The 23,615-nt window shown below is 52.2% G+C and carries 24 protein-coding genes; 18 read left to right on the forward strand and 6 right to left on the reverse strand.

The genetic code is table 11. From position 1 onward, the window contains the following. The first annotated feature begins 1 nt into the window (after nt 1). From murD to lpxC, 10 genes are all read left to right on the forward strand, one after another. On the forward strand, nt 2–1,366 hold the full coding sequence (gene murD, locus Q9L42_RS06330) for a UDP-N-acetylmuramoyl-L-alanine--D-glutamate ligase (RefSeq protein WP_305909270.1): 1,365 nt from the start codon (nt 2–4) through the stop codon (nt 1,364–1,366). After that, nucleotides 1,363–2,544: a putative lipid II flippase FtsW gene (ftsW, locus tag Q9L42_RS06335; RefSeq protein WP_305909269.1), complete on the forward strand. Its 1,182-nt coding sequence runs from the start codon at nt 1,363–1,365 to the stop codon at nt 2,542–2,544. The genes murD and ftsW overlap by 4 nt, the downstream gene beginning before the upstream one ends. Beyond that, complete coding sequence (murG, locus tag Q9L42_RS06340; RefSeq protein WP_305909268.1) at nt 2,526–3,587, forward strand: undecaprenyldiphospho-muramoylpentapeptide beta-N-acetylglucosaminyltransferase; 1,062 nt, start codon at nt 2,526–2,528, stop codon at nt 3,585–3,587. The genes ftsW and murG overlap by 19 nt, the downstream gene beginning before the upstream one ends. Then, nucleotides 3,584–5,020, forward strand: a complete 1,437-nt coding sequence (gene murC / locus Q9L42_RS06345) for a UDP-N-acetylmuramate--L-alanine ligase (RefSeq protein ID WP_305909267.1) — start codon at nt 3,584–3,586, stop codon at nt 5,018–5,020. The genes murG and murC overlap by 4 nt, the downstream gene beginning before the upstream one ends. Beyond that, nucleotides 5,013–5,891 carry a UDP-N-acetylmuramate dehydrogenase gene (murB, locus tag Q9L42_RS06350; protein ID WP_305909266.1) on the forward strand — a complete coding sequence of 293 codons (879 nt, stop codon included), beginning with the start codon at nt 5,013–5,015 and terminating at the stop codon, nt 5,889–5,891. The genes murC and murB overlap by 8 nt, the downstream gene beginning before the upstream one ends. Next, nucleotides 5,888–6,823 (forward strand): D-alanine--D-alanine ligase, encoded by a 936-nt coding sequence (locus Q9L42_RS06355; RefSeq protein WP_305909265.1) that lies wholly within the window; start codon nt 5,888–5,890, stop codon nt 6,821–6,823. The genes murB and Q9L42_RS06355 overlap by 4 nt, the downstream gene beginning before the upstream one ends. Further along, a complete protein-coding gene (locus Q9L42_RS06360) occupies nt 6,816–7,568 on the forward strand; it encodes a cell division protein FtsQ/DivIB (RefSeq protein ID WP_305909264.1) in 753 nt (250 codons plus the stop codon). The genes Q9L42_RS06355 and Q9L42_RS06360 overlap by 8 nt, the downstream gene beginning before the upstream one ends. 18 nt (nt 7,569–7,586) lie before the next feature. Further along, a complete protein-coding gene (ftsA, locus tag Q9L42_RS06365) occupies nt 7,587–8,813 on the forward strand; it encodes a cell division protein FtsA (RefSeq protein ID WP_305909263.1) in 1,227 nt (408 codons plus the stop codon). Nucleotides 8,814–8,839: 26 nt separating this feature from the next. Continuing rightward, nucleotides 8,840–9,994 carry a cell division protein FtsZ gene (ftsZ, locus tag Q9L42_RS06370; RefSeq protein ID WP_305909262.1) on the forward strand — a complete coding sequence of 385 codons (1,155 nt, stop codon included), beginning with the start codon at nt 8,840–8,842 and terminating at the stop codon, nt 9,992–9,994. A gap of 73 nt (nt 9,995–10,067) precedes the next feature. Continuing rightward, nucleotides 10,068–10,994 carry a UDP-3-O-acyl-N-acetylglucosamine deacetylase gene (lpxC, locus tag Q9L42_RS06375; protein ID WP_305909261.1) on the forward strand — a complete coding sequence of 309 codons (927 nt, stop codon included), beginning with the start codon at nt 10,068–10,070 and terminating at the stop codon, nt 10,992–10,994. A gap of 260 nt (nt 10,995–11,254) precedes the next feature. Here lpxC and Q9L42_RS06380 read toward each other — a convergent pair whose 3' ends face one another. Beyond that, nucleotides 11,255–11,713 (reverse strand): DciA family protein, encoded by a 459-nt coding sequence (locus tag Q9L42_RS06380; protein ID WP_305909260.1) that lies wholly within the window; start codon nt 11,711–11,713, stop codon nt 11,255–11,257. A gap of 321 nt (nt 11,714–12,034) precedes the next feature. Between Q9L42_RS06380 and Q9L42_RS06385 the strand changes: the two genes are divergently transcribed. From Q9L42_RS06385 to hypB, 7 genes are read left to right on the forward strand one after another with little or no spacing between them, the layout of a single operon-like run. Next, the gene (locus tag Q9L42_RS06385) at nt 12,035–13,813 is read left to right on the forward strand and encodes an NAD(P)H-dependent oxidoreductase subunit E (RefSeq protein ID WP_305909259.1); all 1,779 of its coding nucleotides are present in this window, start codon (nt 12,035–12,037) and stop codon (nt 13,811–13,813) included. 1 nt (nt 13,814) lies between these two features. Continuing rightward, the gene (locus Q9L42_RS06390) at nt 13,815–14,534 is read left to right on the forward strand and encodes a 2Fe-2S iron-sulfur cluster-binding protein (protein ID WP_305909258.1); all 720 of its coding nucleotides are present in this window, start codon (nt 13,815–13,817) and stop codon (nt 14,532–14,534) included. Next, nucleotides 14,524–15,063, forward strand: a complete 540-nt coding sequence (locus Q9L42_RS06395; RefSeq protein WP_305909257.1) for an NADP oxidoreductase — start codon at nt 14,524–14,526, stop codon at nt 15,061–15,063. Before Q9L42_RS06390 ends, Q9L42_RS06395 begins: the two co-directional genes overlap by 11 nt. Before the next feature lie 42 nt (nt 15,064–15,105). Continuing rightward, nucleotides 15,106–16,602, forward strand: coding sequence for a Ni/Fe hydrogenase subunit alpha (locus Q9L42_RS06400; RefSeq protein WP_305909256.1), 1,497 nt, complete (start codon nt 15,106–15,108; stop codon nt 16,600–16,602). Then, nucleotides 16,602–17,099 carry a hydrogenase maturation protease gene (locus tag Q9L42_RS06405; RefSeq protein ID WP_305909255.1) on the forward strand — a complete coding sequence of 166 codons (498 nt, stop codon included), beginning with the start codon at nt 16,602–16,604 and terminating at the stop codon, nt 17,097–17,099. The genes Q9L42_RS06400 and Q9L42_RS06405 overlap by 1 nt, the downstream gene beginning before the upstream one ends. Beyond that, on the forward strand, nt 17,077–17,418 hold the full coding sequence (gene hypA, locus Q9L42_RS06410; RefSeq protein WP_349432344.1) for a hydrogenase maturation nickel metallochaperone HypA: 342 nt from the start codon (nt 17,077–17,079) through the stop codon (nt 17,416–17,418). The genes Q9L42_RS06405 and hypA overlap by 23 nt, the downstream gene beginning before the upstream one ends. 45 nt (nt 17,419–17,463) lie before the next feature. Next, nucleotides 17,464–18,222 carry a hydrogenase nickel incorporation protein HypB gene (hypB, locus tag Q9L42_RS06415; protein ID WP_305909253.1) on the forward strand — a complete coding sequence of 253 codons (759 nt, stop codon included), beginning with the start codon at nt 17,464–17,466 and terminating at the stop codon, nt 18,220–18,222. 302 nt (nt 18,223–18,524) lie between these two features. On the opposite strand, the gene Q9L42_RS06420 is transcribed toward hypB, so the two are convergent. The 5 genes from Q9L42_RS06420 to Q9L42_RS06440 form a co-directional block, all read right to left on the reverse strand. Then, the gene (locus tag Q9L42_RS06420) at nt 18,525–18,815 is read right to left on the reverse strand and encodes a DsrH/TusB family sulfur metabolism protein (protein WP_305909252.1); all 291 of its coding nucleotides are present in this window, start codon (nt 18,813–18,815) and stop codon (nt 18,525–18,527) included. 236 nt (nt 18,816–19,051) lie between these two features. Then, nucleotides 19,052–20,050, reverse strand: a complete 999-nt coding sequence (locus Q9L42_RS06425) for an NAD(P)H-dependent glycerol-3-phosphate dehydrogenase (RefSeq protein ID WP_349432346.1) — start codon at nt 20,048–20,050, stop codon at nt 19,052–19,054. A 6-nt stretch (nt 20,051–20,056) separates the two neighbouring features. After that, nucleotides 20,057–20,527: a protein-export chaperone SecB gene (gene secB, locus Q9L42_RS06430; protein ID WP_305909251.1), complete on the reverse strand. Its 471-nt coding sequence runs from the start codon at nt 20,525–20,527 to the stop codon at nt 20,057–20,059. An 88-nt stretch (nt 20,528–20,615) separates the two neighbouring features. Beyond that, the gene (locus Q9L42_RS06435; protein ID WP_305909250.1) at nt 20,616–21,056 is read right to left on the reverse strand and encodes a rhodanese-like domain-containing protein; all 441 of its coding nucleotides are present in this window, start codon (nt 21,054–21,056) and stop codon (nt 20,616–20,618) included. Between the two features lie 38 nt (nt 21,057–21,094). After that, nucleotides 21,095–21,409, reverse strand: a complete 315-nt coding sequence (locus Q9L42_RS06440) for an ArsR/SmtB family transcription factor (protein WP_305909249.1) — start codon at nt 21,407–21,409, stop codon at nt 21,095–21,097. Nucleotides 21,410–22,073: 664 nt separating this feature from the next. On the opposite strand from Q9L42_RS06440, the gene gpmI reads away from it, so the two are divergent. Next, the gene (gene gpmI, locus Q9L42_RS06445) at nt 22,074–23,615 is read left to right on the forward strand and encodes a 2,3-bisphosphoglycerate-independent phosphoglycerate mutase (RefSeq protein ID WP_349432349.1); all 1,542 of its coding nucleotides are present in this window, start codon (nt 22,074–22,076) and stop codon (nt 23,613–23,615) included.

Raw genomic sequence — 23,615 nt, forward strand, 5'->3', positions numbered from 1 at the left:
CATGGATACTGTGGCGTTGTTGAGAGCATTGGATGAAAGGTTTGCGCTGAATCGGGAGGATGCGAAGGTTCTGATTGTCGGTCTTGGCGCGACTGGTTTTTCCGTCGCCCGTTTCTTGCGCGAACTGAACATCCGCTTTGCTATCGTAGACAGTCGCGATAAACCGCCGTTGATCGACCGACTGGCCACGGAAATGCCGGATGTACCGGTTTTTACCGGCGGTTTCGACAAGGCGGCGTTGGAGGTGGCGACGCATTTGATCGTCAGTCCCGGCATTTCGCTGCACGAAAAGGCCATCCATAAGGCTGCAGTCACCGGCGTCAGCATCATCAGCGATATCGATCTGTTCGTCAGCGCTATCGATCGGCCGATTTTGGCGATCACAGGCTCGAACGGCAAGAGCACGGTGACGACGATGGTTGGGGCGATGGGCAATGCCGCGGCAGTCAAAACCGCCATCGGCGGGAATTTGGGAACGCCGGCCCTGGATTTGTTGGCGCAGAACGCGGATTTATATGTGCTGGAGTTGTCCAGCTTTCAATTGGAAAGAACCTGCGCCCTAAATGCTAAGGCGGCAACGGTGTTGAATATTTCGGCAGATCACTTGGATAGGCACATAGATATCAACACTTATGCCGAGGAGAAACGACAAATTTTTCGCGGCGACGGCGTGATGGTGTTGAATGCCGATGACCCATTGGTCATGGCGATGAGCGATGCCGACAGAGTATGCCTGACCTTTTCGATCAATGGTCCTGCTGATTTCTGGCTGGATAATGAGGTCGGCATGCTGAAGCAGGGCGAACAGGACTTGATGGCGAGAGCCGACTTGCCGTTGGAAGGCCGGCATAATGTCGCCAATGCCTTGGCGGCCTTGGCCTTGGGTAGCGCGGTAGGACTGAACGTGGCGGCGATGTGCAAGGCGTTGAAAACGTTCAAGGGGTTAGCGCACCGCATGCAGAAAGTGGCCGAAATCAAAGGCGTCAGCTGGGTCAATGATTCGAAGGCCACCAATGTCGGCGCCTGCATCGCGGCTTTGCAGGGCTATGAGCACAAAGTCCTGCTGATCGCCGGCGGAGATGCTAAGGGTGCGGATATGCATGATTTGGTTCCGGTGGTCAAAGAAAAGGCCAAGGCCGTGGTGCTGATGGGTAAGGATGTGCCGTTGATCGACCAGGCATTGGCCAATTGCGTGCCGGTTTATTTTGCCAGCACCATGAAGGAAGCGGTAAGGATTGCCGCCGGACTGGCCGAACCGGGCGATAATGTTTTATTGTCGCCAGCCTGCGCCAGCTTGGATCAATATAAGAATTATATAGACCGTGGTGAAAAATTCACCGCCGCGGTGATGGAGTTGGCGGCATGATTAACCGGGTGCTGAAGTCGGTCAGTCAGATCCAGTTTCATTGCGATCAACTGCTGTTGTTGGTGTGCTTAGGGTTGCTATTGATCGGCTATGTCATGGTGGCCTCGTCATCGTTGCATTTGGGCGTCAAGATGACCGGCAATGCCATGCATTATCCGTTACGGCAGATGTTGCACATCATCGCAGGCTTGATGGCGGCGGCGGTAGCGTCGGCTATTCCGATGGCGCTGTGGGAAAAAACCGGATCATGGCTGTTTATCGGTGGTCTGCTGTTGCTGGCTATCGTGTTGATTCCCGGGATCGGAGTCAAGGTTAACGGCAGCATGCGATGGTTATCGGTCGCCGGCCTGAGAGTTCAGGTTTCCGAAGTCGTGAAGTTTATTTCGGTGATTTATATGGCGGGTTATGTGGTCAGGCACCAAGAGGATGTCAGGCAGTCCCCCTATGGCTTGTTGCGACCGCTGTTATTGTTTTCGATCGCTTGCGCTTTGTTGCTGAAAGAACCGGATTTCGGCTCTGCGGTGGTGATATTGACTATTGCCATGGGCATGATGTTTCTGGGAGGGGCAAGGATACAGCAGTTTTTAGTTTTAGTGGCGCTGGTTGCGGTGCTGGCCAGCCTGTTGGTCTGGGTGTCGCCCTATCGTTTGGCGAGGGTGACGGCCTTCATCAATCCTTGGGCTGATGCGCGAAACACCGGTTTTCAGTTGGTTCAGGCGCTGATTTCATTCGGCCGCGGCGACGTTTTTGGCGTCGGTTTAGGTAATGGCATTCAGAAGTTATTTTATTTGCCGGAAGCACATACCGACTTTTTATTTTCGGTGCTGGCCGAAGAGCTGGGGCTGGTTGGCGTGTTAGTGGTGATTAGTCTATTTACGCTGTTGCTGTGGCGAGCATTTAAGATTGGCGCGATGGCCGAGCAGGCCGGACAGGTTTTTTCGGCTTATGTCGCTTACGGCTTGGGGATATGGTTTGGTTTTCAGGCCTTCGTCAACATGGGCGTCAATATGGGGATCTTGCCGACTAAGGGCTTGACCTTGCCGTTAATGAGTTATGGCGGCGGCAGCATGATCGTAATGTGTGGGGCGATGGCTGTGCTGTTTAGGGTGAACAGCGAAGTGATCGAGCACTTGAAGAACAACGTTAAAGGTAAGCGGGAATGGCCAAGCGTATCGTAATCATGGCTGGGGGCACCGGTGGACATGTGTTCCCGGCACTGGCGGTTGCCCAGGAATTAAGCGAACGCGATTGGCGGGTTAGCTGGTTGGGCACCCGCAAGGGCATCGAGAGCCGTGTGGTTCCGGAGCATGGCATAGATATCGAGTGGTTATCGGTCGAAGGCGTACGCGGAAAAGGCGCGTTCGGCAAATTGACAGGGATACTGAAGTTGTTCAAAGCCTGCGCTGAGGCGCTGCTGATTTTGCGTCGCTGCAAACCCGATGTGGTGTTAGGTATGGGTGGATTCGTCGCCGCGCCCGGCGGGCTGATGAGCAAGGCATTGGGCATACCGTTATTGATACATGAACAAAATCGTGTGCCCGGGACTACTAACCGATTGCTGGCGGCGCGAGCGAAAATCGTGATGGAGGCGTTTCCGGGCAGTTTTGCCGACGACGTCAAGGCGGTTTGCACCGGTAATCCGTTAAGAAAGGCATTTCGAGACATGACGGCTAAACAACCATGGTCCAGTGCATCGGGCAGGCCTTTGAGAATTTTGGTTGTCGGCGGTAGTCAGGGCGCGCAGGTGCTGAATGAAGTGGCGCCGAGAGCGCTGGCGAAGCTGGGCGACGTGGAAATAAAGCATCAAGCCGGTCGCGCGATGGCTGAACAAGTCAGTCAGCAATATCAAGCATTGGGCATCAAGGCGCAGACATTGAGTTTCATCGACGATATCGCGGCCGCCTATCAATGGGCCGATCTGGTCATTTGTCGGGCCGGCGCGATGACGGTGAGCGAGATAGCGGCGGCCGGGTTGCCGGCGGTGTTGATACCGTTACCCCATGCAATTGATGACCATCAGACGGCGAATGCGCGTTATTTGACCGAAGCCGGGGCGGGTATCTTGTTGCCTCAGCATGAATTGAGCGAAGAAACATTGAAAAACGCAGTAGAAAAAATGATAAGTGGATTGGCGGCGATGAGTCGGGCAGCCAGAAGCATGGCGCGGTTAGACGCCACGAAAGCCGTAGCTGATCGCTGTGCGGCGGAGGTTAGGTCATGAATAGGCCAGACTTACACCCGGCCCAGGTTTTAAGCAATATCGACAGGATTCACTTTGTCGGCATCGGCGGCACCGGCATGAGCGGCATTGCCGAGGTGTTGTCAAATCTGGGCTACCATGTGTCCGGTTCCGATCTCAAGGAAAGCTCGGTGACGCGGAGACTGGAAAACATGGGCGTCGTGGTGCATTACGGTCATAGCGACAGCCATATCGATGGCGTCGATGTGGTAGTGACCTCGACCGCGGTGAATCACGAAAATCCGGAGGTCAAAGGAGCTATTGCCCGCAGAATACCGGTGATTCCCAGGGCCGAAATGTTGGCCGAATTGATGCGCTTTCGTTTCGGCATAGCGGTTGCCGGCACCCATGGCAAAACTACGACTACCAGCCTGATTGCCAGCATGCTGGCGGAAGATGGCCTGGATCCGACCTTTGTCATCGGCGGGCGTCTAAACAGCGCCGGCTCTAACGCCAAGCTCGGCCTGGGTAAATATCTGGTCGCCGAAGCCGATGAAAGCGACGCCTCGTTCCTGTATCTGCAACCGATGATGGCGGTGGTGACCAATATCGATCAGGACCACATGGAAACCTATGGCGGCAGCTATCAGCGCTTAAAAGAGACGTTTCTCGAATTCCTGCATCATCTGCCCTTTTACGGTTTGGCGGTTTTGTGTATGGATGACGCCGGGGTCGGGGAGATTATCCCTAAGGTGTCGAAACCGATTCGAACCTATGGCGTCCACGAAGAAGCCGATGTGCGCGCCGTTGATATCGAACAGGACGGTATGCAGACTCGCTTCACCGTGTTGCGTTGGGCGCCCTATGCGCCATTGCAAGTCACGTTGAATATGCCGGGTTGGCACAACATGTTGAATTCCCTGGCCGCGATCACTATCGCGACGACCTTGGGCGTCGATGATCGCGCGATAATCAATAGTTTGCTCGATTTCAAGGGCATAGGCAGGCGGTTCCAGATCAATGCCGACATCGACTATCAGGGCGGCAAACTGACCTTGGTCGATGATTATGGTCATCATCCTCGGGAAGTGGCGGCGACGCTGGAGGCGATGCGCCAGGCCTGGCCGCATAGGCGGTCGTTAGTGGTTTTTCAGCCGCATCGTTATACCCGAACACGCGACCTGTTTGAGGAATTTGTCGAAGTGCTTTCGACGGTTGATATGTTGATCATCCTGGATATTTATTCGGCCGGTGAGGAGCCGATTAACGGCGCCGATGGACAAACCTTGTGCCGGGCGATACGGGTGCGCGGGCAAGTGGAGCCGGTATTCGTCAAGAACCGGGAGGAACTTCCAGAAATCCTGGCCGCGATGGTGCAGAAAGACGATGTGATCATGACCATGGGGGCCGGCAATGTCGGTCAGATAGCCGCGGAATTGCCGCAGAAATTGGCGGAGGCTTTACAACATGGTTAAGGCCGGAAAATTGCTGGCAAACGAGCCGCTGGCGAAATACACCAGCTGGCGGGTCGGTGGGCCGGCGGAGAAGATGTATCTGCCGAGCGATAAGGATGATCTGATACGATTCATCGCCGCCCAGCCCGAGCATGAAGAAATATTCTGGCTGGGACTGGGCAGTAATTTGCTGGTTCGAGACGGCGGCATACAAGGTGTCGTGATCAACAGTCGGGGACGATTGAAGGAAATGAAGCTGCTTGATTCGGCCCGGGTCTATGTCGAAGCCGGCGTTCCCTGTGCCCATGTGGCCCGCTATTGCAGCGATTTAGGCTTGACCGGCGCCGAATTTCTGGCCGGTATCCCAGGCACGATGGGCGGGGCGTTGAGAATGAATGCCGGCGCCTTCGGAGGCGAGACCTGGAATATTGTCGACTGCGTGGAGATGATCAATCATCGCGGCGAGGTCAGCAAGCGCGACAAAAATGACTTTGAGGTCGCTTATCGTTCGGTGAAAGGGCTAGCCGGTGAATGGTTTTTGTCGGTGGAGTTGATATTGACTCAGGGCGAATCGGTACTGAGTCAGCAGAAAATCAAGGCCTTGCTGGAACGACGAGCCACGACCCAACCCACCAACAAGCCTACTTGTGGCTCGGTGTTCAAGAATCCGCCCGGCGATTATGCCGCGCGACTGATCGAGGCCTGTGGCTTGAAAGGATTTTGCATCGGTGGGGCCTGTGTATCGGAGAAACACGCTAATTTCATCGAGAACCAGGGGCATGCGACTTCGGCGGACATAGAAACACTGATTGACCATATTCGCACCCAGGTCGAGGAAAAACAGGGGGTCAGCCTGCAAACCGAAGTCTGTATCGTCGGAGAGAGGATATGAAAGCGAGGCGGATCAATAAGGCGGCGGATTTCGGGGTGGTCGCGGTGTTGATGGGCGGCAGCGCCGCGGAACGCGAGATTTCCCTGAACAGCGGTGGCGCGGTGTATTCGGCCTTGCGGCGGCAAGGCGTGGAGGCGCTGGCGATCGACGTCAAGGATAATCCGATTGCGGCTTTGGCCGGACTAAACGTCGATCGCGTGTTCAATATCGTTCATGGGCGCGGCGGCGAAGACGGCGTCTTGCAGGCGGTTTTGGAGGTGCTGGGCATCCCTTATACCGGTTCCGGCGTCATGGCGTCGGCGTTGGCGATGGATAAACTGAGGACGAAGCTTTGCTGGCGAGGCATGGGGTTGCAGACGCCCGAATGGCGATTGTTAGAGGGTGACGACGATATCGATGCTTGCATCGAGCAATTGGGGGCGCCGCTGATTGTCAAGCCGGCCCAGGAAGGATCCAGTCTGGGCATGAGCAAAGCCGCCGATCGGGAGGAGTTGGTCCAGGCGTTTCGATTGGCGACAGGCTATCGCTGCGATGTCTACGCCGAACAATGGGTGCAAGGCTGCGAATATACGATAGCGTTATTGGATGGCGAGGCGTTACCGGTTATTCGTTTGCAGACGCCGAATCAATTTTATGATTTCGAGGCTAAATATCGCGCCGACACGACCGAATATCATTGCCCGTGCGGTTTGGATAAAGGCCAAGAGCAGGCCTTGCAACAGCTGGCTGTTAAGGCCTGCGCCGGATTGGCGGTGCGCGGTTGGGCCAGGGTCGATGCCTTTATCGACGATAATGGTCAGGCTCAATTGATCGAAGTCAATACCGTGCCTGGCATGACCGATCACAGTCTGGTGCCGATGGCGGCGAAGGCGGCCGGCATCGATTTTGACGAGCTGGTTTGGCGCATATTGGAAACCAGTTTCGATGACTAAGTCTACCGTAATCAGGGGCGCCTCTGTTGTCGGCCTGCTGGGCGTGACGCTGAGTTACGGCTGGGTGGAGATAAAGGCCCAAGGCGCCGACCTGATGCCGATTAACTATGTCAGGGTCGAAGGAGCGTTTCAGTATATCGGTCGGGATGAGATTAAAAAGGTATTGGCGAAACAGTTGATGCACGGCTTTTACAATGCCGACCTGCAACGGATACAGGACTCGGTGACGGCGCTATCCTGGGTGGAGAAGGTCGAGGTGCAACGGGTGTGGCCGGATGCGATCAAGGTTCGGATTCGCGAGCAACGGCCGGTGGCGCGCTGGGGCGGCGACAGTCTGCTCAATGCTCGAGGGGAATTGTTCGTGCCGGCTAGCGTTGCAGGATTTGAAAGTTTGCCGGTCATCACCGGTCCCGAAGGGCAGGAGCAGAAATTATTGGAAGTGATGAAGGGGCTGTCGATCGCCTTGCGGGATCGGGCGATGGTGTTAAAAGAATTTTATGTCAATGAAAGGAGAGCCTGGAAGGTGGTGTTGACGAACGGCATGGAAATTAAGCTGGGTAGGAAGGCGCCGCTGGCGAATATTCAGCGGTTTTTGCGGACTGTCGAGCTGTTGGGGCCGGAACGAGTGGCGATGATGGCGACCGTGGATTTGAGATATCCGAATGGCTACGCAGTGACATGGAAAGCCAATGCTGAAAAAATAGATTGGGAAGACATTGTGAATAAAGAATCGAACCGAGCATAACGCTGACAGAGCATAAAAATGGCTAAAAAGACAGATCGTAATTTATTGGTGGGTTTGGATATCGGTACTTCCAAGGTCGCCGCCGTCGTCGGTGAATTCACTGGAGGCGATGACCTTGAGGTTATCGGCATTGGCACCGCGCCATCGAGAGGATTAAAGAAAGGGGTGGTGGTGAATCTTGAGTCTACCGTGACGTCGATACAGCGCGCGGTGGAAGAGGCGGAATTGATGGCGGGCTGTCAGATCCGGTCGGTGTTCGCCGGGATAGCCGGCAGCCATATCAAGAGCCTGAATTCACATGGTATCGTTGCGATCAAGGACAAGGAGGTGACGCAATACGATATCGACCGGGTGATTGATTCGGCTAGAGCGGTGGCGATACCGGCCGACCAGAAGATACTGCATATTCTGCCGCAAGAATTTGTCATCGATCAGCAAGACGGCATCAAGGAACCGATCGGAATGTCCGGCATTCGGTTGGAGGCCAAGGTGCATATGGTGACTGGTAGCGTCAGCGCGGCGCAGAACATCATTAAGTGCATCCGCCGCTGCGGTTTGGAGGTCGATGACATCGTGCTCGAGCAGTTGGCGTCCTGTACAGCGGTGTTAACCGATGATGAAAAGGATTTGGGGGTATGTCTGATTGATATCGGCGGCGGCACCACCGACATCGCGATTTTTTCCGAGGGTGCGATTAAGCATACCGCGGTGATTCCGATTGCCGGCGATCAGGTCAGTAACGATATCGCCGTGGCATTGCGGACGCCGACTAAAAATGCCGAAGAAATTAAGAAGCAATATGCCTGTGCATTGACGCAGTTGGCCGATGCGCAGCAAACGATAGATGTTCCTAGTATTGGAGACCGGGAACCGAGAAAGATTTCCGCGCAAAACCTGGCGGAAATCATCGAGCCGCGTTACGAAGAGCTGATGTTGCTGGTGCAAGCAGAATTGCGTCGTAGCGGCTATGAGGACCTAATTGCGGCTGGCATGGTTTTGACCGGCGGCAGTTCAAAGGTCAAGGGGTTAGTGGAATTGGCGGAAGAAATTTTTCACATGCCAGTCCGCATGGGTATGCCACAACATGTGTCGGGATTGACCGATGTGGTGCAAAACCCAATTTATTCTACTGGGGTAGGATTGTTGTTGTATGGAAGGGAACACCAGGGTCGAGCCGAGGGACTGAACGATGAGGGCGTTGGTCTGTTGGCGACGATGAAAAATTGGTTTCAGGGTAATTTTTAGAACTTGAGGTTTTAGAGGGCGTAACAATGAAATATGAATTGATGGATATGTGTAGCGAAAATGCCGTCATTAAGGTCATCGGTGTCGGTGGCGGTGGTGGAAATGCCGTGGATCACATGGTCGAAGGCAGCATCGACGGGGTGCATTTTATTTGCGCCAACACCGATGCGCAGGCGTTGCGAGGCCTGAATGTCGACACCAAGATCCAGTTAGGGGTGGAATTGACCAAGGGCCTCGGCGCCGGCACCAAGCCGGAAATAGGCAAAGAGGCGGCTGAAGAAAATAAGGAACGCCTCAAAGAAGAGATTGAAGGGGCAGATATGGTGTTCCTGACCGCCGGCATGGGCGGAGGCACCGGCACCGGCGCTATCTCGGTGATTGCCGAAGTGGCCAAGGAGATGGGGGTGTTAACGGTAGCCGTGGTGACCAAACCCTTCGAGTTTGAAGGTAAGAAGAAAAAGGCTGTCGCGGAAGCGGGCATCAGAGAGCTGGAAAAGCATGTCGATTCCTTGATTATTATTCCGAATCAGAAGCTGCTGCCGGTGTTAGGCAATAACTTATCGCTGACCAATGCTTTCAAGGCGGCCAATGATGTGTTGCTGGATGCGGTGCAAGGCATCACCGAACTGATTACCCATCCAGGGCTGATAAACGTCGATTTCGCCGATGTCAAAACGGTGATGAGCAGCATGGGCACCGCGATCATGGGCTCTGGGATTGCTGAAGGCGATAATCGGGCTAGAGAGGCGGCGGAAAAGGCGATCGCCTGCCCGTTATTGGAAGACATCAGTTTGCAAGGCGCCAAAGGCATACTGGTCAATATCACCGCGGCGGAAATGGATCTGACCGAGTTCGATGAAATCGGCAGCATCATGCATACCTTTGCCTCGGAAGAGGCCGACATGAAGATCGGCACCGCGATTAATCCGGAGATGGGCAATGCCATTAAGGTGACCGTGGTCGCGACCGGCATGGGCGAAAAGGCGATTGCCGCGGCGCCGGTCAAGCTGGTGCAAAAGGCCGCCACCGGCGAACTGAATTACGATGTGCTGGATAAGCCGACCGTGATTCGTAAGAACAGACCGGAGAATCGGGAAACACGCTTCGGGGCGCAACCGAAAAGCGATATGGATCTAGATTATCTCGACGTACCGGCCTTTTTAAGACGACAGGCTGATTAACCGCTTCGCTGGCGGCTTCAAAAGGTAAAATTATGCTAAAATTGCTATTTTGCCTTAAAAAGCTGCACTTTATATGATTAAACAGCGAACATTAAAAAATACGATACGGGCCACCGGTGTAGGGCTGCATACTGGAGACAAGGTTTACCTGACCTTGCATCCCGCCGAGCCTGATACCGGTATCCGTTTTCGTCGCATCGATCTGGCTGAACCGGTTATGATCGAGGCGAAGCCGGAAAATGTCGGCGAAACGATGTTGTCTACGACGCTGATTCAGGATGGCGTTAAAGTCGCCACCGTCGAACATCTTTTATCCGCCTTGGCCGGCCTCGGGATCGATAACGCCATTATCGATGTCAGTGCGGCAGAAGTGCCGATCATGGATGGCAGCGCCGGTCCCTTTGTGTTTTTATTGCAATCCGCCGGTGTCACCGAGCAGGAATGCCCTAAACAATATATACGGATCAAGAAGTCGATTCGTGTCGATGATAATGACAAATGGGCGGCTTTCGAACCGTTTGATGGCTTTAAGGTGACATTCACGATTGATTTCGAGCATCCGGCCTTTTCCGATCATTTGAAAACTGCGGTGATGGATTTTTCCTCGACCACCTTCGTCAAGGAAGTCAGTCGGGCGCGTACCTTCGGTTTCATGAAGGATATCGAATTCTTGCGCGAGAGAAATCTAGCTCTAGGGGGTAGCCTGGATAACGCCATCGTCGTCGATGATGATAAGGTGTTAAATGAAGATGGCTTGCGTTATGCCGACGAGTTCGTCAAACACAAGATTCTCGACGCCATCGGCGATCTCTATTTGCTGGGACACAGCTTGATCGGCGAATTCAAAGGCTTTAAATCGGGGCACGCCTTGAATAATAAGCTGTTGCTGACATTGTTGGCGGATCGTGACGCTTGGGAAATGGTCACCTTCGAAAACGATGAGGATGCGCCGATTTCCTTCATGCGCTCGGCACATACACCTATTCCGCCGGCTAATTAACGGAGCGCTGCGGCAGACTGTTAATCCAGTAATTCCAAGTTTGAGTATTTTTGCGGTGTTTAGGGCATGGGGAGTGTCTGTCGAGGAGCGAAGTTCATCCAGCACCTAAATTATCCTGGAATGTAAAATATAGTCCAGTAGCCATGGAATTTAGGTGCTGGGTAAACCCATCCCTGGGGGCTTGACGGCAGCATCCTTGCTGCCGACATCCTCGCCAAACACACCCCATGCCATTTTTGAAAAACTGGGAATTGCTCCTGTTAATCCTTCTGAGTTGACAGTCTGTCCAGCGTCTCACTGAGCCTTAACAGCGCTCTATTCAGGCGATCGTCGCTTTGCTGCATGCCTTGCTGACGAATCAATTCTATATTTTTTCGACACGGTATTTTAACGTTGGACGGGTGTTCATCGGCTATTTGCTGAGGGGTTACCTTGATCTGCAGCGTTTCGATGCCGCGATAACCATGCTCATGTAACTGGCCGAGGATGGTCTGCTGATAGAAGCGCAACTGCGATGACCAGATAGCCGAATCGGTATACAGTAGGATTTTCTTCCCGCTAAGCACACAATGCAAGGCATGATCGGCAAGTTGTGCCGGTATTGCCGACTTGATCAGTGCGAGCAGTTGTGTTTGCTGGTTAATTTTATGTTGATAAATAGTGAATAATCGTTGAGGATAATTCAGAACCGACTTGAAAGATTGGGATTGCTTAGGCATAAAGGGTCAGGCAAGATGTTAGAGATTGCATCTCGGTAATGTTTTGGTCACAAAGTTGCGTTAAGCTGGGAAATGCCGGACAAAACAGCATTGACCGGACGCTGAGAAATCCTGGGTCCGTTTCGTTCAGCGCTTCTATAGTCTACCAGGACTGAGCCGGTAAGGATATTCCATTGTTAATATTGTACGGTTAGGAGTAATATTAACTCGAAAGCGGCATTTTGCCAGGGGCCGACGCGCAGAAAATTTCTTCAGTGTCTTAGGTTAGATTCGGCCGTTACAGAACGACACGTTAATCAATATCACGGTGCAAGGGGCGATATGAAACAATTTCTTGATATGGTGCTTGAGTCGGCCGAACGTCAACCCGTCAGGCTGTTGCGAATTCTTCGGGCGGTGCAGGATCGGTATCGCCATATTCCCGAACAGGCCATAGACATCATTGCCGAGCAGTTAAAGATTAGTCGAACCGAAATCATCGCCGTCGTGGAGTTTTATAGTTTTTTCCATCGACAGCCTCAGGGTCGCTATGACATCTTGATCAGTGATTCGATCACCGATTGGATGCTCGATAAAGCCAACATCATGTCCTATCTGTCCAAGGTGTTGAAGGTCGATGTGGGCACAGTTCGCGGCGATGGTCTGGTCAGTTTGAACAATACCTCTTGTACCGGCATGTGTGACCAGGGTCCGGCCGGATTGATCAATGGCTATGCGCTGACCCGCCTGGATCGGCCTAAGATCGATGATATGGCGGTCTTGATAGAGCAAGCGGTGCCGCTTTCCGAATGGCCGGCGGAATTTTTTCAGGTCAGCGATAACATACAGAGACCCGGTTTGCTGTTGCAACAGGCCATAGCGCCTGGCTCAGGATTAACCCGGGCCTTGGCCAGGGGGCTAAAGGAGACGCTGACGGAAATCGAAAAATCCGGTCTACGTGGGCGGGGAGGCGCCGGCTTCAGCACCGCGATGAAATGGCGATTTTGCGCCGAGGCACAGAGCGATCGCCGCTATGTCGTTTGTAATGCCGATGAAGGCGAGCCGGGAACCTTTAAGGATCGGGTGTTACTGAACAGCTATGCCGACCAGGTGTTTGAAGGCATGACGCTATGTGCCGCATTGATTGGCGCCGAACAAGGATATTTATATTTGCGTGGCGAATATCGGCACCTGGAGGACAAATTACAGAAGATCCTGCAGCAGCGTCGTGATGACGGATTGCTGGGGCAGAATATTCTCGGCCAGGAGCTGAACTTCGATATCGAGATCTGTATGGGTGCGGGCGCTTATATTTGTGGTGAGGAGTCGGCGTTGATCGAATCACTGGAAGGAAAATGCGGCATTCCTCGTAACCGTCCGCCCTATCCGGTTACGCAAGGATATTTGCATAAGCCGACCGTAGTCAATAATGTGGAAACCTTCATGGCGGCTGCGGCGATCGCGGTCAACGGCGGGGACTGGTTCAAAGGAGCGGGCACCGAGCGGTCGGCCGGCAGCAAGATATTGAGCATCAGTGGCGATTGCGCTAAGCCCGGCATCTATGAGTATCCGTTTGGGGTCGCGATCAAGCAGATATTGAGCGATTGCGGCGCCGTCGATGTGCAAGGCGTGCAGGTCGGCGGGCCTTCCGGCAGTTTCATTTCCGATCAGGAATTGGAACGTCAACTGGCGTTTGAAGATTTGGCGACCGGCGGCTCATTCATCGTGTTCAATAACAGCCGGCATGTGCTCGACGTGGTTAAGAATTTCACTCATTTTTTTGCCCATGAAAGCTGTGGTTTCTGCACGCCTTGTCGGGTCGGTACGTCGTTGTTGAAAAAACAGCTGGACAAGATTGTAGACGGTCATGGGTCGGCGGGCGATGTAGCGGCCTTGGAGGAGCTATGCCAGTTAGTCAAAAATTACAGCCATTGCGGTTTGGGGCAAACCGCCGCGAATCCGGTATTGACGACGTTGCAACGCTATCCTGAACTGTATCAGAGGCAGTTGAAAAAAATCAGCTACGAGCCCGGCTTCGATCTCGATGGGGCCTTGGAGGTGGCGAGGCGCATGGCCAATCGCGATGACGCCGGCGCGCATTTGACTCAGGTGGAGGAATAACATGAGTAAGACGATCCGCATAGATGGTAAAGAAATTCCTTTTGAGGAAGGGCAAACGATCATGGAGGCGGCTAGCGCCGCCGACGTCTATATTCCGCATCTTTGTCATCATCCCGATTACACCCCACATGGCAGTTGCAAGTTGTGTTCGGTGCAGGTGAACGGGCGAAATTGCACGGCCTGCACTTTTCCGGCCTTGGAAGGTCAGGACATCATCAGTCAAAGTCAGGAACTGCAGGAGGACAGACAGAGGATCACGCAAATGCTGTTCGTCGAAGGCAATCATTTCTGTCCCGGTTGCGAAAAGACCGGTAATTGTCAGTTACAGGCGGTCGGTTATTATTTGAACATGCTGGATAATCATTTTCCCCATTTTTATGCCCGACGGGAAATGGATGCCTCCCATCCCGATATTCTGATCGACCACAATCGGTGCATTTTCTGTAATCTGTGTGTACGGGCCAGCCGGGAAAAAGACGGCAAGAATGTCTTCGCGATCAGCGGGCGAGGGATCAATAAGCGCCTGGTCGTCAACTCCAGCAGCGGCCAACTGAAAGACAGCGATATCGATGTCAACGATAGCGCCGTACACATCTGTCCCACCGGAGCCATCCTGATTAAACGGCAAGGTTTTCGGGTGCCGATCGGGCAGCGTATCTATGATCATCATCAGATTGATGAGGTGGCGTTAGAGCAGGAGAGTGAAAGCCATGGCAGATAAAATCAGAGTCGCGACCACATCGTTGGCCGGGTGTTTCGGCTGTCACATGTCGTTGCTGGATATCGATGAGCGCATGTTGCAGCTAGTCGACTTGGTCGAATTCGATCGTTCTCCGATTACCGATATCGAACATTGCACGAACTGTGATATCGGCTTGATCGAAGGCGGGGTCTGCAATTCGGAAAATGTCCATGTGCTGAGAGAGTTTCGCAAGAACTGCAAGATTCTGGTCGCAGTCGGCGCCTGCGCGATCAATGGCGGGCTGCCGGCGATACGCAATTACATGGCGTTGGAAGATTGTCTGAAAGAGGCTTATATAGACGGCATCGGTATCGAAAATGCGCAAATCCCTAGCGATCCGGAATTGCCGTTGCTGCTCGATCAGGTTCATCCGATTCATGAGGTCGTTAAAGTCGATTATTTCTTACCCGGCTGTCCTCCCTCGGCCGATGTGTTTTGGACGTTTTTCACCGATCTGTTGGAAGGACGTCAACCGAAACTACCTTATGAGCTGGTGCATTACGATTAAGCAGGGCGCCGTCTCATTCGCCTATACTCAACGGGAACGACTATGTACGAACACTTAGAAACAGCAGAGCAAACAGAAAACCTGAAGCGGGTCGTCGTCGATCCGGTTTCTCGGGTGGAAGGGCACGGCAAGGTGACCTTGTTGCTGGATGATGATAACCGGGTCAAGCAAGCGCGACTGCATATCGTCGAGTTTCGCGGTTTTGAGAAATTTATTCAGGGGCGACCTTATTGGGAACTGCCGGTCATGGTGCAGCGCCTCTGCGGTATTTGTCCGGTCAGTCATCATCTGGCGGCGGCTAAGGCCATCGATCAGCTGGTCGGCATCGATCCGGAAAATCTGCCGCCGGCCGCCGACAAACTGCGCCGTTTGCTGCATTTCGGTCAGGTGCTGCAATCCCATGCCCTGCATTTTTTTCACTTGTCCAGTCCTGATCTGTTGTTCGGCTTCGACAGCGATATCGCTAAGCGCAATATTGTCGCTGTGCTGGCCGAATATCCCGAGATCGGTTTGCAAGGCGTTAAGCTGCGCAAATACGGCCAGGAAGTGATCCGTATGGTGTCCGGCAAGCGCATACACGGCAGTGGCGCGATCGCCGGCGGGATGAACAAGGCATTGACCAAGCAGGAACGCGACTATCTGCTGACGGATGTCGAGCAAATAATCGAATGGGCGCAGGGATCGGTGACCTTAGTTAAGAAGGTGCATCGTTCCAATCTGCCTTATTATGATGAATTCGCGACGATACGCAGCAATTATATGGGCTTGACCAAACCGAACGGCGCGCTAGAGCTCTATCACGGCGGCTTGCGGGCAAAAAACGAGCAAGGCGAAACCATCTTCGATCATGTCGACTATTGCCAATATAACCAGCATATCCACGAGGAAGTCAAATCTTGGACTTACATGAAGTTTCCCTATCTGACGGCGCTGGGCAAGGAACAGGGGTGGTATCGAGTTGGGCCGCTGGCGCGGGTCAATAATTGTGATTTTATCGATACGCCGTTGGCCGAAGCCGAACGGCTCGAATTCAAGCAACATGGCGGCGAGGCGATGGTGCATAGCACGCTGGCTTTTCACTGGGCTCGACTGATCGAGGCCTTGCATTGCGCGGAAAGCATCAAGACGCTGCTCAATGACGCCGACATCCTGTCGTCCGATTTGTGTCATCAAGGGGAAAAACGCTACGAAGGCATCGGTGTCATCGAAGCGCCGCGCGGCACACTGTTTCACCATTACCAGGTCGACGACAATGACATCGTCACGAAAGCCAATCTAATCGTTTCGACCACCAGCAACAACACGGGCATGAACGAATCGGTGCGCCAGGTCGCCGCCGAATACCTGTCCGGTCAGACGCTGACCGAGCCCTTGTTGAATAATTTAGAAGTGGCGATACGGGCCTATGACCCTTGTTTATCCTGCGCTACCCATGCAGTCGGCAAAATGCCGCTGCAATTGGAGCTGGTCGATGCGCAGGGGCAATTGCTAGATCGCCTGGTCAAGCACAGCGATGGCGAGTTGGAGCAGGGGCTTTGATGACGAAACCGGTCTTACTATTCGGCTACGGTAACTTAAGTCGCGGTGACGATGCGCTAGGTCCGTTGCTGCTGGAATTTATCGAACGTAATATGGATCTATCGACGATAGAAATCCTCGACGATTTTCAACTTCAGATTGAGCATGCCTTGGATCTGCAAGGAAGGCAGCGGGTGTTGTTTGTCGATGCGGCGGTCAACCAGGAGCAGGCTTTCGTTTTTTCTCGTCTTAGCCCATGCAAGGATGAAAGTTACAGCAGTCATGCGCTGAGCCCGACGGCGGTGCTGCATGTCTATCAGTCGATCACCGGACAAACGCCGCCGCCTGCTTTTTTATTGAGCATACAGGGAGTAGCGTTTGAGCTAGGCGAGGCGTTGAGCGTTCAGGCTCAGGCTAATTTACAGCAGGCTTGCCGTTTTTCCGAACAACTGCTGAAGCAGAACGACTTGCTCGATTGGTTGCGGCAGGTTGAGTATGCACGAAATATCGCTGCTTGAGGAGATGCGCGAGATCCTGCAGCAGCAGGCTCGTCGCCAACATTTTAGTCGGGTTAGACAGGTCACGCTTGATATAGGCAAATTGTCCTGTGTCGAGCCGGAGGCTTTAAGGTTTGCCTTCGATGTCGTAATGAAAGATACGCTGGCCGAAGATGCGGTATTGGTCATTAGCGTGAGCGAAGGCATAGGCGTCTGCCAGAATTGCAACAAGCGGATGTCGTTGGAAAGTTTGCACGAGCCGTGTCGCCACTGTGCTCATCCATTCGTTAACGTTATTGAAGGCGCGGATATGAAAATTAAAGACTTGCTGGTTGTATAAGAATGCGGTCACGGTCTATTATCGATAAATAGAGAGGTCAACGTTATGTGTGGAATCTGTGGCTGTGGTCAGCCCGAACAAAATCATGCGCAACATTCTCATCATGGTCACGAGCATCACCATCATGACGAGCATGAGACGGAGCGCCTGGTAAGGGTCGAACAGGATCTGTTGAGTAAAAACAATCGTTATGCCGAACAGAATCGGGCCTATTTTCAACGGCATGGTATTTTTGTTCTGAATCTGGTTTCCAGTCCGGGCGCTGGCAAAACCACGTTGTTGGTCGAGACGATTAAAGCTTTAAAAAACGACTATCGCATCGCCGTTATCGAAGGTGATCAGCAAACCGAACATGATGCCGATCGTATCAGGGCGTCCGGAGTCCCGGCTCTGCAGATCAATACCGGACGCGCCTGTCATCTCGATGCGCATGGCATTGGTCATGCGGTGAAGGCGTTAAATGTCGAAGACAACAGCCTGTTGGCGATAGAAAATGTCGGCAACTTGGTCTGTCCGTCTTCATTTGACCTTGGCGAGGCGCATAAAGTCGTCGTGTTGTCGGTGACCGAAGGGGATGACAAACCCCTGAAATACCCCGACATGTTCCATGCGGCGGACTTGATGCTGCTTAATAAGATCGATCTGCTGCCTTATGTCGACTTCGATGTCGAGCGCTGCCTAGCTTACGCGAAGCAGGTCAATCCGGATATCCAGGTGATGCCGTTATCGGCGACTCGTGGCGAAAATTTTGCCGTCTGGATCGATTGGTTGAAACATAATCTAAGCGTCAAGGATGCGGCCTGATTACTTTAAGGAGCAAATAGACTGAGTTTCTTGCTCAGGCATTTGCTCCTTCGCTACCCGTTAGGTAACTATTCAGTAAAAAAATGCTTTTACTATCAGTTGCTTGCTCCAGAAGACGCCGTTCACCCAGCACCTAAATAAACGAAGATGATTTATCGCAGCCATTAGCCTATGGAATTTAGGTGCTGGGTGAATATATCCCTATAGGCTTGGATGCGACATCCCTGTCGCATACGCTTCTTCCGCAAGCAATTGATAGTAAAAGAAATAGTTACTCAGTATCAAGCTGAATAGTTACCCAGTTAGTTCAATGACCTGATGGCGGGTTCTTCGGATAGGACATTCCGGTAATCAACGTCATCGAGCACCGCCACGCCTTTAAATAATTCCCGATTGGAGATGTTTCTTAATAGTAGATCGGCTTTGCGGACGCATAAGTTGATATGGGCGAACGTCTTCCGCGCCAAATTCTGATCGATATCGTCTTGCTTGACCGCATAGACGGCATTGTCGGTAAAAATGACGGTGTCGCCGATCGAGGTTTTGGCCAACGTTTCATGCTTGATTGGAAAATGGTCGATGATATGGAGCATGACTTACCTCCGAGATGGTTTTTCAATTAATACTTTAGTTTAGTCGTGTAACTAGATAAAAAATAAGCAATATTTATATTAGTAGAATAATCTAAACATGCAAGTTATTTGGCCCCGGAATAGCAATATTCATTGAGGAAATCGCATGGAATCGATGACGCTACTGAAGGAGTATGGTGGTTCAGAAGGCGGGAGGCGGCGGCCGGCAAAGGCCTGTAACCCTGCAAAGGAGAATGTTAAACTTCGGCTTTTTGGTCACGGTTAAGCAGGTTCTGGACGGCTTTACGAGGATCGAGATTTTCATAAAGCACCCGGTAGGTTTGTTCGGTGATCGGCATGTCTATGTCGAGTTTTTGCGACAGCTGGTAGGTTTCCCGGGCGGCCGATACTCCTTCGATTTCCTGCCCGATTTCGGTTACCGCCTGTTGTTTGCTTTTGCCCTGGCCTAGAGCAAGACCGAAGCGTCGGTTTCTCGATTGATTATCGGTGCATGTTAGAATCAGGTCGCCTAATCCCGCCAGCCCCATGAACGTGTCGTGCTGGCCGCCCAATTGTGTGCCTAGTCGCATGATTTCGGTCAGCCCTCGAGTAATCAGCGCCGCTCGAGTGTTGGCGCCAAATCCTAGGCCATCGGCGATGCCGGCGGCAATCGCCAGCACATTTTTAACTGCGCCGCCGACTTGAACGCCGATAATGTCTGAACTGGTATAGGTTCTGAAATACTGATTATGATAGATCTCCGTCAATTGCATCGCGAACAGCGGTGATGCCGAGGCGATGGTAATCGCGGTGGGTAATTTCGCCGCGACTTCGCCGGCGAAGGTCGGGCCGGACATCACGGCAGTCGCGACATGGTTGCCCAGGACTTGGCCAACCACCGCATGCAGCAGCGAACCGTCTTCCGGGTCGAAACCTTTCGTCGCCCAGGCAATTTTGCTGTCGCGGCTTAAAAAGGGCGCGATTTTGATCAGCGTATCCTTAAAGACATGACTGGGCACGGCGATCAGGATAATCGAGCTGAAGCGCACGGCCTGCTCCAGGTTGTCGGTGACATGCAATAATTCGGGAAAGTCGATGTCGGGTAAATAGCGCTGATTCTTTTTATCCTGTTCGATTTTTTTAATTTTCGCCGAGTCATGGCCCCAAAGTAGGGTGCTGCAGTCGTTTCTGGCCGCCTGTATTGCCAATGCCGTGCCCCAGGAGCCGGCGCCCAGGATGCTGATCGAGGTGGTCATCTGTTATCAGTTTAATGTTTCCGAGTTGCCTTCTTGCTGTTGGGCTTGTTGCAGATGCTGGGCGTATAAGGCGTCGAAATTGACCGGCGCCAACAGTAATTGCGGATAGCCGCCTTTGCTGACCAGATCCGAGACGACTTCGCGGGCATATGGAAACAATATATTGGGGCAGAAGCTACCAACCATCGGCCCCATTTCCTGGTCACTGAAGCCGTCCATTGAAAAGATGCCGGCTTGGGTGACTTCAACCAGATAAGCCGTGGTATCGGTGGTTTTGACCGTCACGGTAACGGTCAATGATACCTCGTAAACACTCTCTTCCAGCTTTTCGACATTGGTGCCCAAATTAAAATCGACGGTTGGTTCCCATTTGCTGGTGAAGACTTTAGGGGCGTTAGGCGTTTCGAAAGAAATGTCCTTGGTATAGATTTTTTGGATAGAAAACTGTTTTTCTTCGGGTTTGTTTGTTTCGGCCATTATGTTGTCGTGATTGTCGTCAGTGATGGTTAAAAGCGTGCGCCTTAGCTGCTCGGTTAGATGCAGAGGCGGAGTCATGTAATAAGGCTTAATTCTTGTTCTTGCTGGTGCTTTTGGTCGGAAGTTTGTTGTCTTCCCAGGACTGCATGCCGCCGGTGATGTTGAAGACCTGCTCAAAGCCAGATTTGACTAAGGTCTTGCAGGCGGGCACTGAGCGAGTGCCGCTTTGGCAAACAACGATGATCGGATTGTTTTTAAATGGCTGCAGCGTGTCTAATTGATCGTCAAATTTGCCTAGCGGTATGTTGATGGCGTCTTCTATATGGCCTTTGATGAATTCATGAGGTTCTCTGACGTCGACGATTTTCGTTTCGTCGCTGTTCATCTTGGTGACCGCAATCATCGGAGAGATGCCGGTGAATTTGTTGAATGAGTGTTCCACAAAATCCTGAATCAGCAGGAAAGTTACGGCGGCAAGAGCCAGAACTAGCAGGTAATGATTGGAAATAAATTCTAGATATTGATCCATTGCAATGTTGTCGCAAAATTAAAGTAAAAAAAGGGTTATTAGCAGTTGGTGCAGAAAACTTCTCGCATCATGCGGATCAGTTTCAGCATGCGTTCGTCGTCGATAAAGTAGTAAACGCGATTGGCTTCTTTTTTGTAGCCTAGGATGTCTTTTTCCCTGAGTATGGCTAGATGCTGGGAAATGTTGCTTTGGCTGGTGCCAACCTGTTCGACGATGTCTTGTACGCTGATTGAATTGCTACCTAAGACGCAGAGGATTTTTAAGCGCAAAGGGTGAGACATTGCTTTTAAGCAACGGGCCGCACGATGTATTTCGGCATCATTATAAAGAATATTTTCTTCTTCTATTTCCATGGAAGGACTTGACCGTAAGGGTAAAAGGAGGTGAGTTTCACCGTACTGATTAGAAACTCGTTCAATTTGGCTACATAAGCAGCAATTCCCAGTTTGAACGTTTTAGCGGTGTTTAGGGCATGGGGTGTGTCTGTCGAGGAGCGCCGTTCACCCAGCACCTAAATTCCATGTCTACTGGACTATATTTTACATTCCAGGATAATTTAGGTGCTGGGTAAACCCATCCCTGGAGGCTTGACGGCAGCATCCTTGCTGCCGACATCCTCGCCAAACACATCCCATACCCTTCTTGAACGCCAAACTGGGAGCTGGGAATTGCTGCTACATAAGCTACGACAATACTAATGTATTGTATAATAATTACATTAAAACAAATCCTTTCGTCAAATTGTCGAATTTAAAATGTTAAAATGTATCAAAGTAATGGTTATTATTCAATGACTTTATAAACAGAGTGTTGCGGCTAACGGCGCCTACTCTCTGGCGATGTGAGCTTCCAGTCAGTCGTGTAAAGACGATGCTTAGTCGTTGTCTGAGGTGGGCGTTGTGACGGTTTTTCAACACTGTCGGCCAAACGCTTTGAATATATCCGAGTTTTTTTATTTTTGTTTATGTTAAGCCAAGCATAGTAGATTGGCGAATTTAATTTTGGAGATTAGATACAATGGTAAGTCGACCTAAACCTTTAGTGTTATTGATTCTTGATGGCTTTGGCTATAGGGAGGAAGAAACAAATAACGCCATTGCCATGGCGAATACGCCCTGTTGGGATGAGATGAAGAAAAGCAGTCCAATGACGTTATTGGATTGTTCGGGAGACGTGGTTGGCTTACCCGATCAGCAAATGGGAAATTCGGAAGTCGGACACTTGCATATAGGCAGTGGACGCTTAATCCGTCAGGATTTGTCCCGCGTGAATCAAGCCATTCTCGATGGTGATTTCTTCGAAAACGAGGTGTTATGCCAGGCCGTCGACCGCGCGCTGGAGAAAGATAAGGCTCTGCATGTCTTGTGTCTGTTATCGCCAGGCGGCGTTCACAGTCACGAGGGGCAAATTCTGGCGATGCTGGAGTTGGCGGCCAAGCGCGGTCTGAAAAAAATCTATCTACACGCCTTCTTGGACGGCCGAGATGTGGCGCCGAAGAGTGCCGCCGCCTCGATCAAACTGGTCGAAGAAAAGTTCGCCGAGCTTGGCGCCGGCAGAATCGTTTCTTTAATCGGTCGTTTTTATGCGATGGACCGCGACAATCGCTGGGAGCGTGTCGAAGCGGCTCATAAGCTGATGGCGAGAGGCGAAACGGAATTCCGTTTCCATTCCGCTGAAGAGGGTCTGGCGGCGGCTTATCAGCGTGATGAAACCGACGAATTCGTTTATCCGACTGCGATATTGGATACACAAGGTCAGGTTACCGTGATCGAACCGGAAGACTCTGTCGTGTTTATGAACTACCGGGCCGATCGCGCCAGAGAAATCTCTCGCGCCCTGACCGAGCCGGGGTTCGATGGCTTTGACAGGGGATGTGAGCCTCATCGCGGCTATTATGCAACGCTGACCGAATATCACCAGGATTTTGACTATCCTGTCGCCTTTCCGCCGGCCGAGGTAAAAAATGGTTTGGGCGAGACCTTGTCGAACCAAGGTATGAAACAATTACGGCTGGCCGAGACGGAAAAATACGCGCATGTGACCTTCTTTCTCAACGGCGGCAGGGACGAGCCTTTTGAAGGCGAAGAGCGTATTTTGGTGCCGTCGCCTAAAGTCAAAACCTACGATATGCAACCTGAAATGAGTGCGCCTGAAGTGACCGAGCATCTGGTCGGAGCCGTTAAGGGCGATCAGTATGACGTGATTATTTGTAATTACGCCAACTGTGATATGGTCGGTCATACCGGCAATCTGGAGGCCGCGGTCAAGGCTGTTGAAACGATCGATGCATCGCTGCAGCAAGTTGTCGACGCCTTGAATTCGGTGAAGGGTCAGATGTTGCTAACCGCCGATCATGGCAATATCGAATTGATGGTTAATGAGAAGACCGGACAACCGCATACCGCGCACACGACTAACAAAGTGCCTTTAGTGCATGTCGGCGGTAGCAAACCGTTGCTGGAAGGCGGCGGTTTATCGGATTTAGCCCCTACGATGTTGGCGATTATGAATCTGAAACAACCCGTCGAAATGACGGGCCGCTCTTTAATCGCCGACTGA

Origin of the sequence: Methylomarinum sp. Ch1-1, assembly GCF_030717995.2 — a bacterium.
GTDB classification, from domain to species: domain Bacteria; phylum Pseudomonadota; class Gammaproteobacteria; order Methylococcales; family Methylomonadaceae; genus Methylomarinum; species Methylomarinum roseum.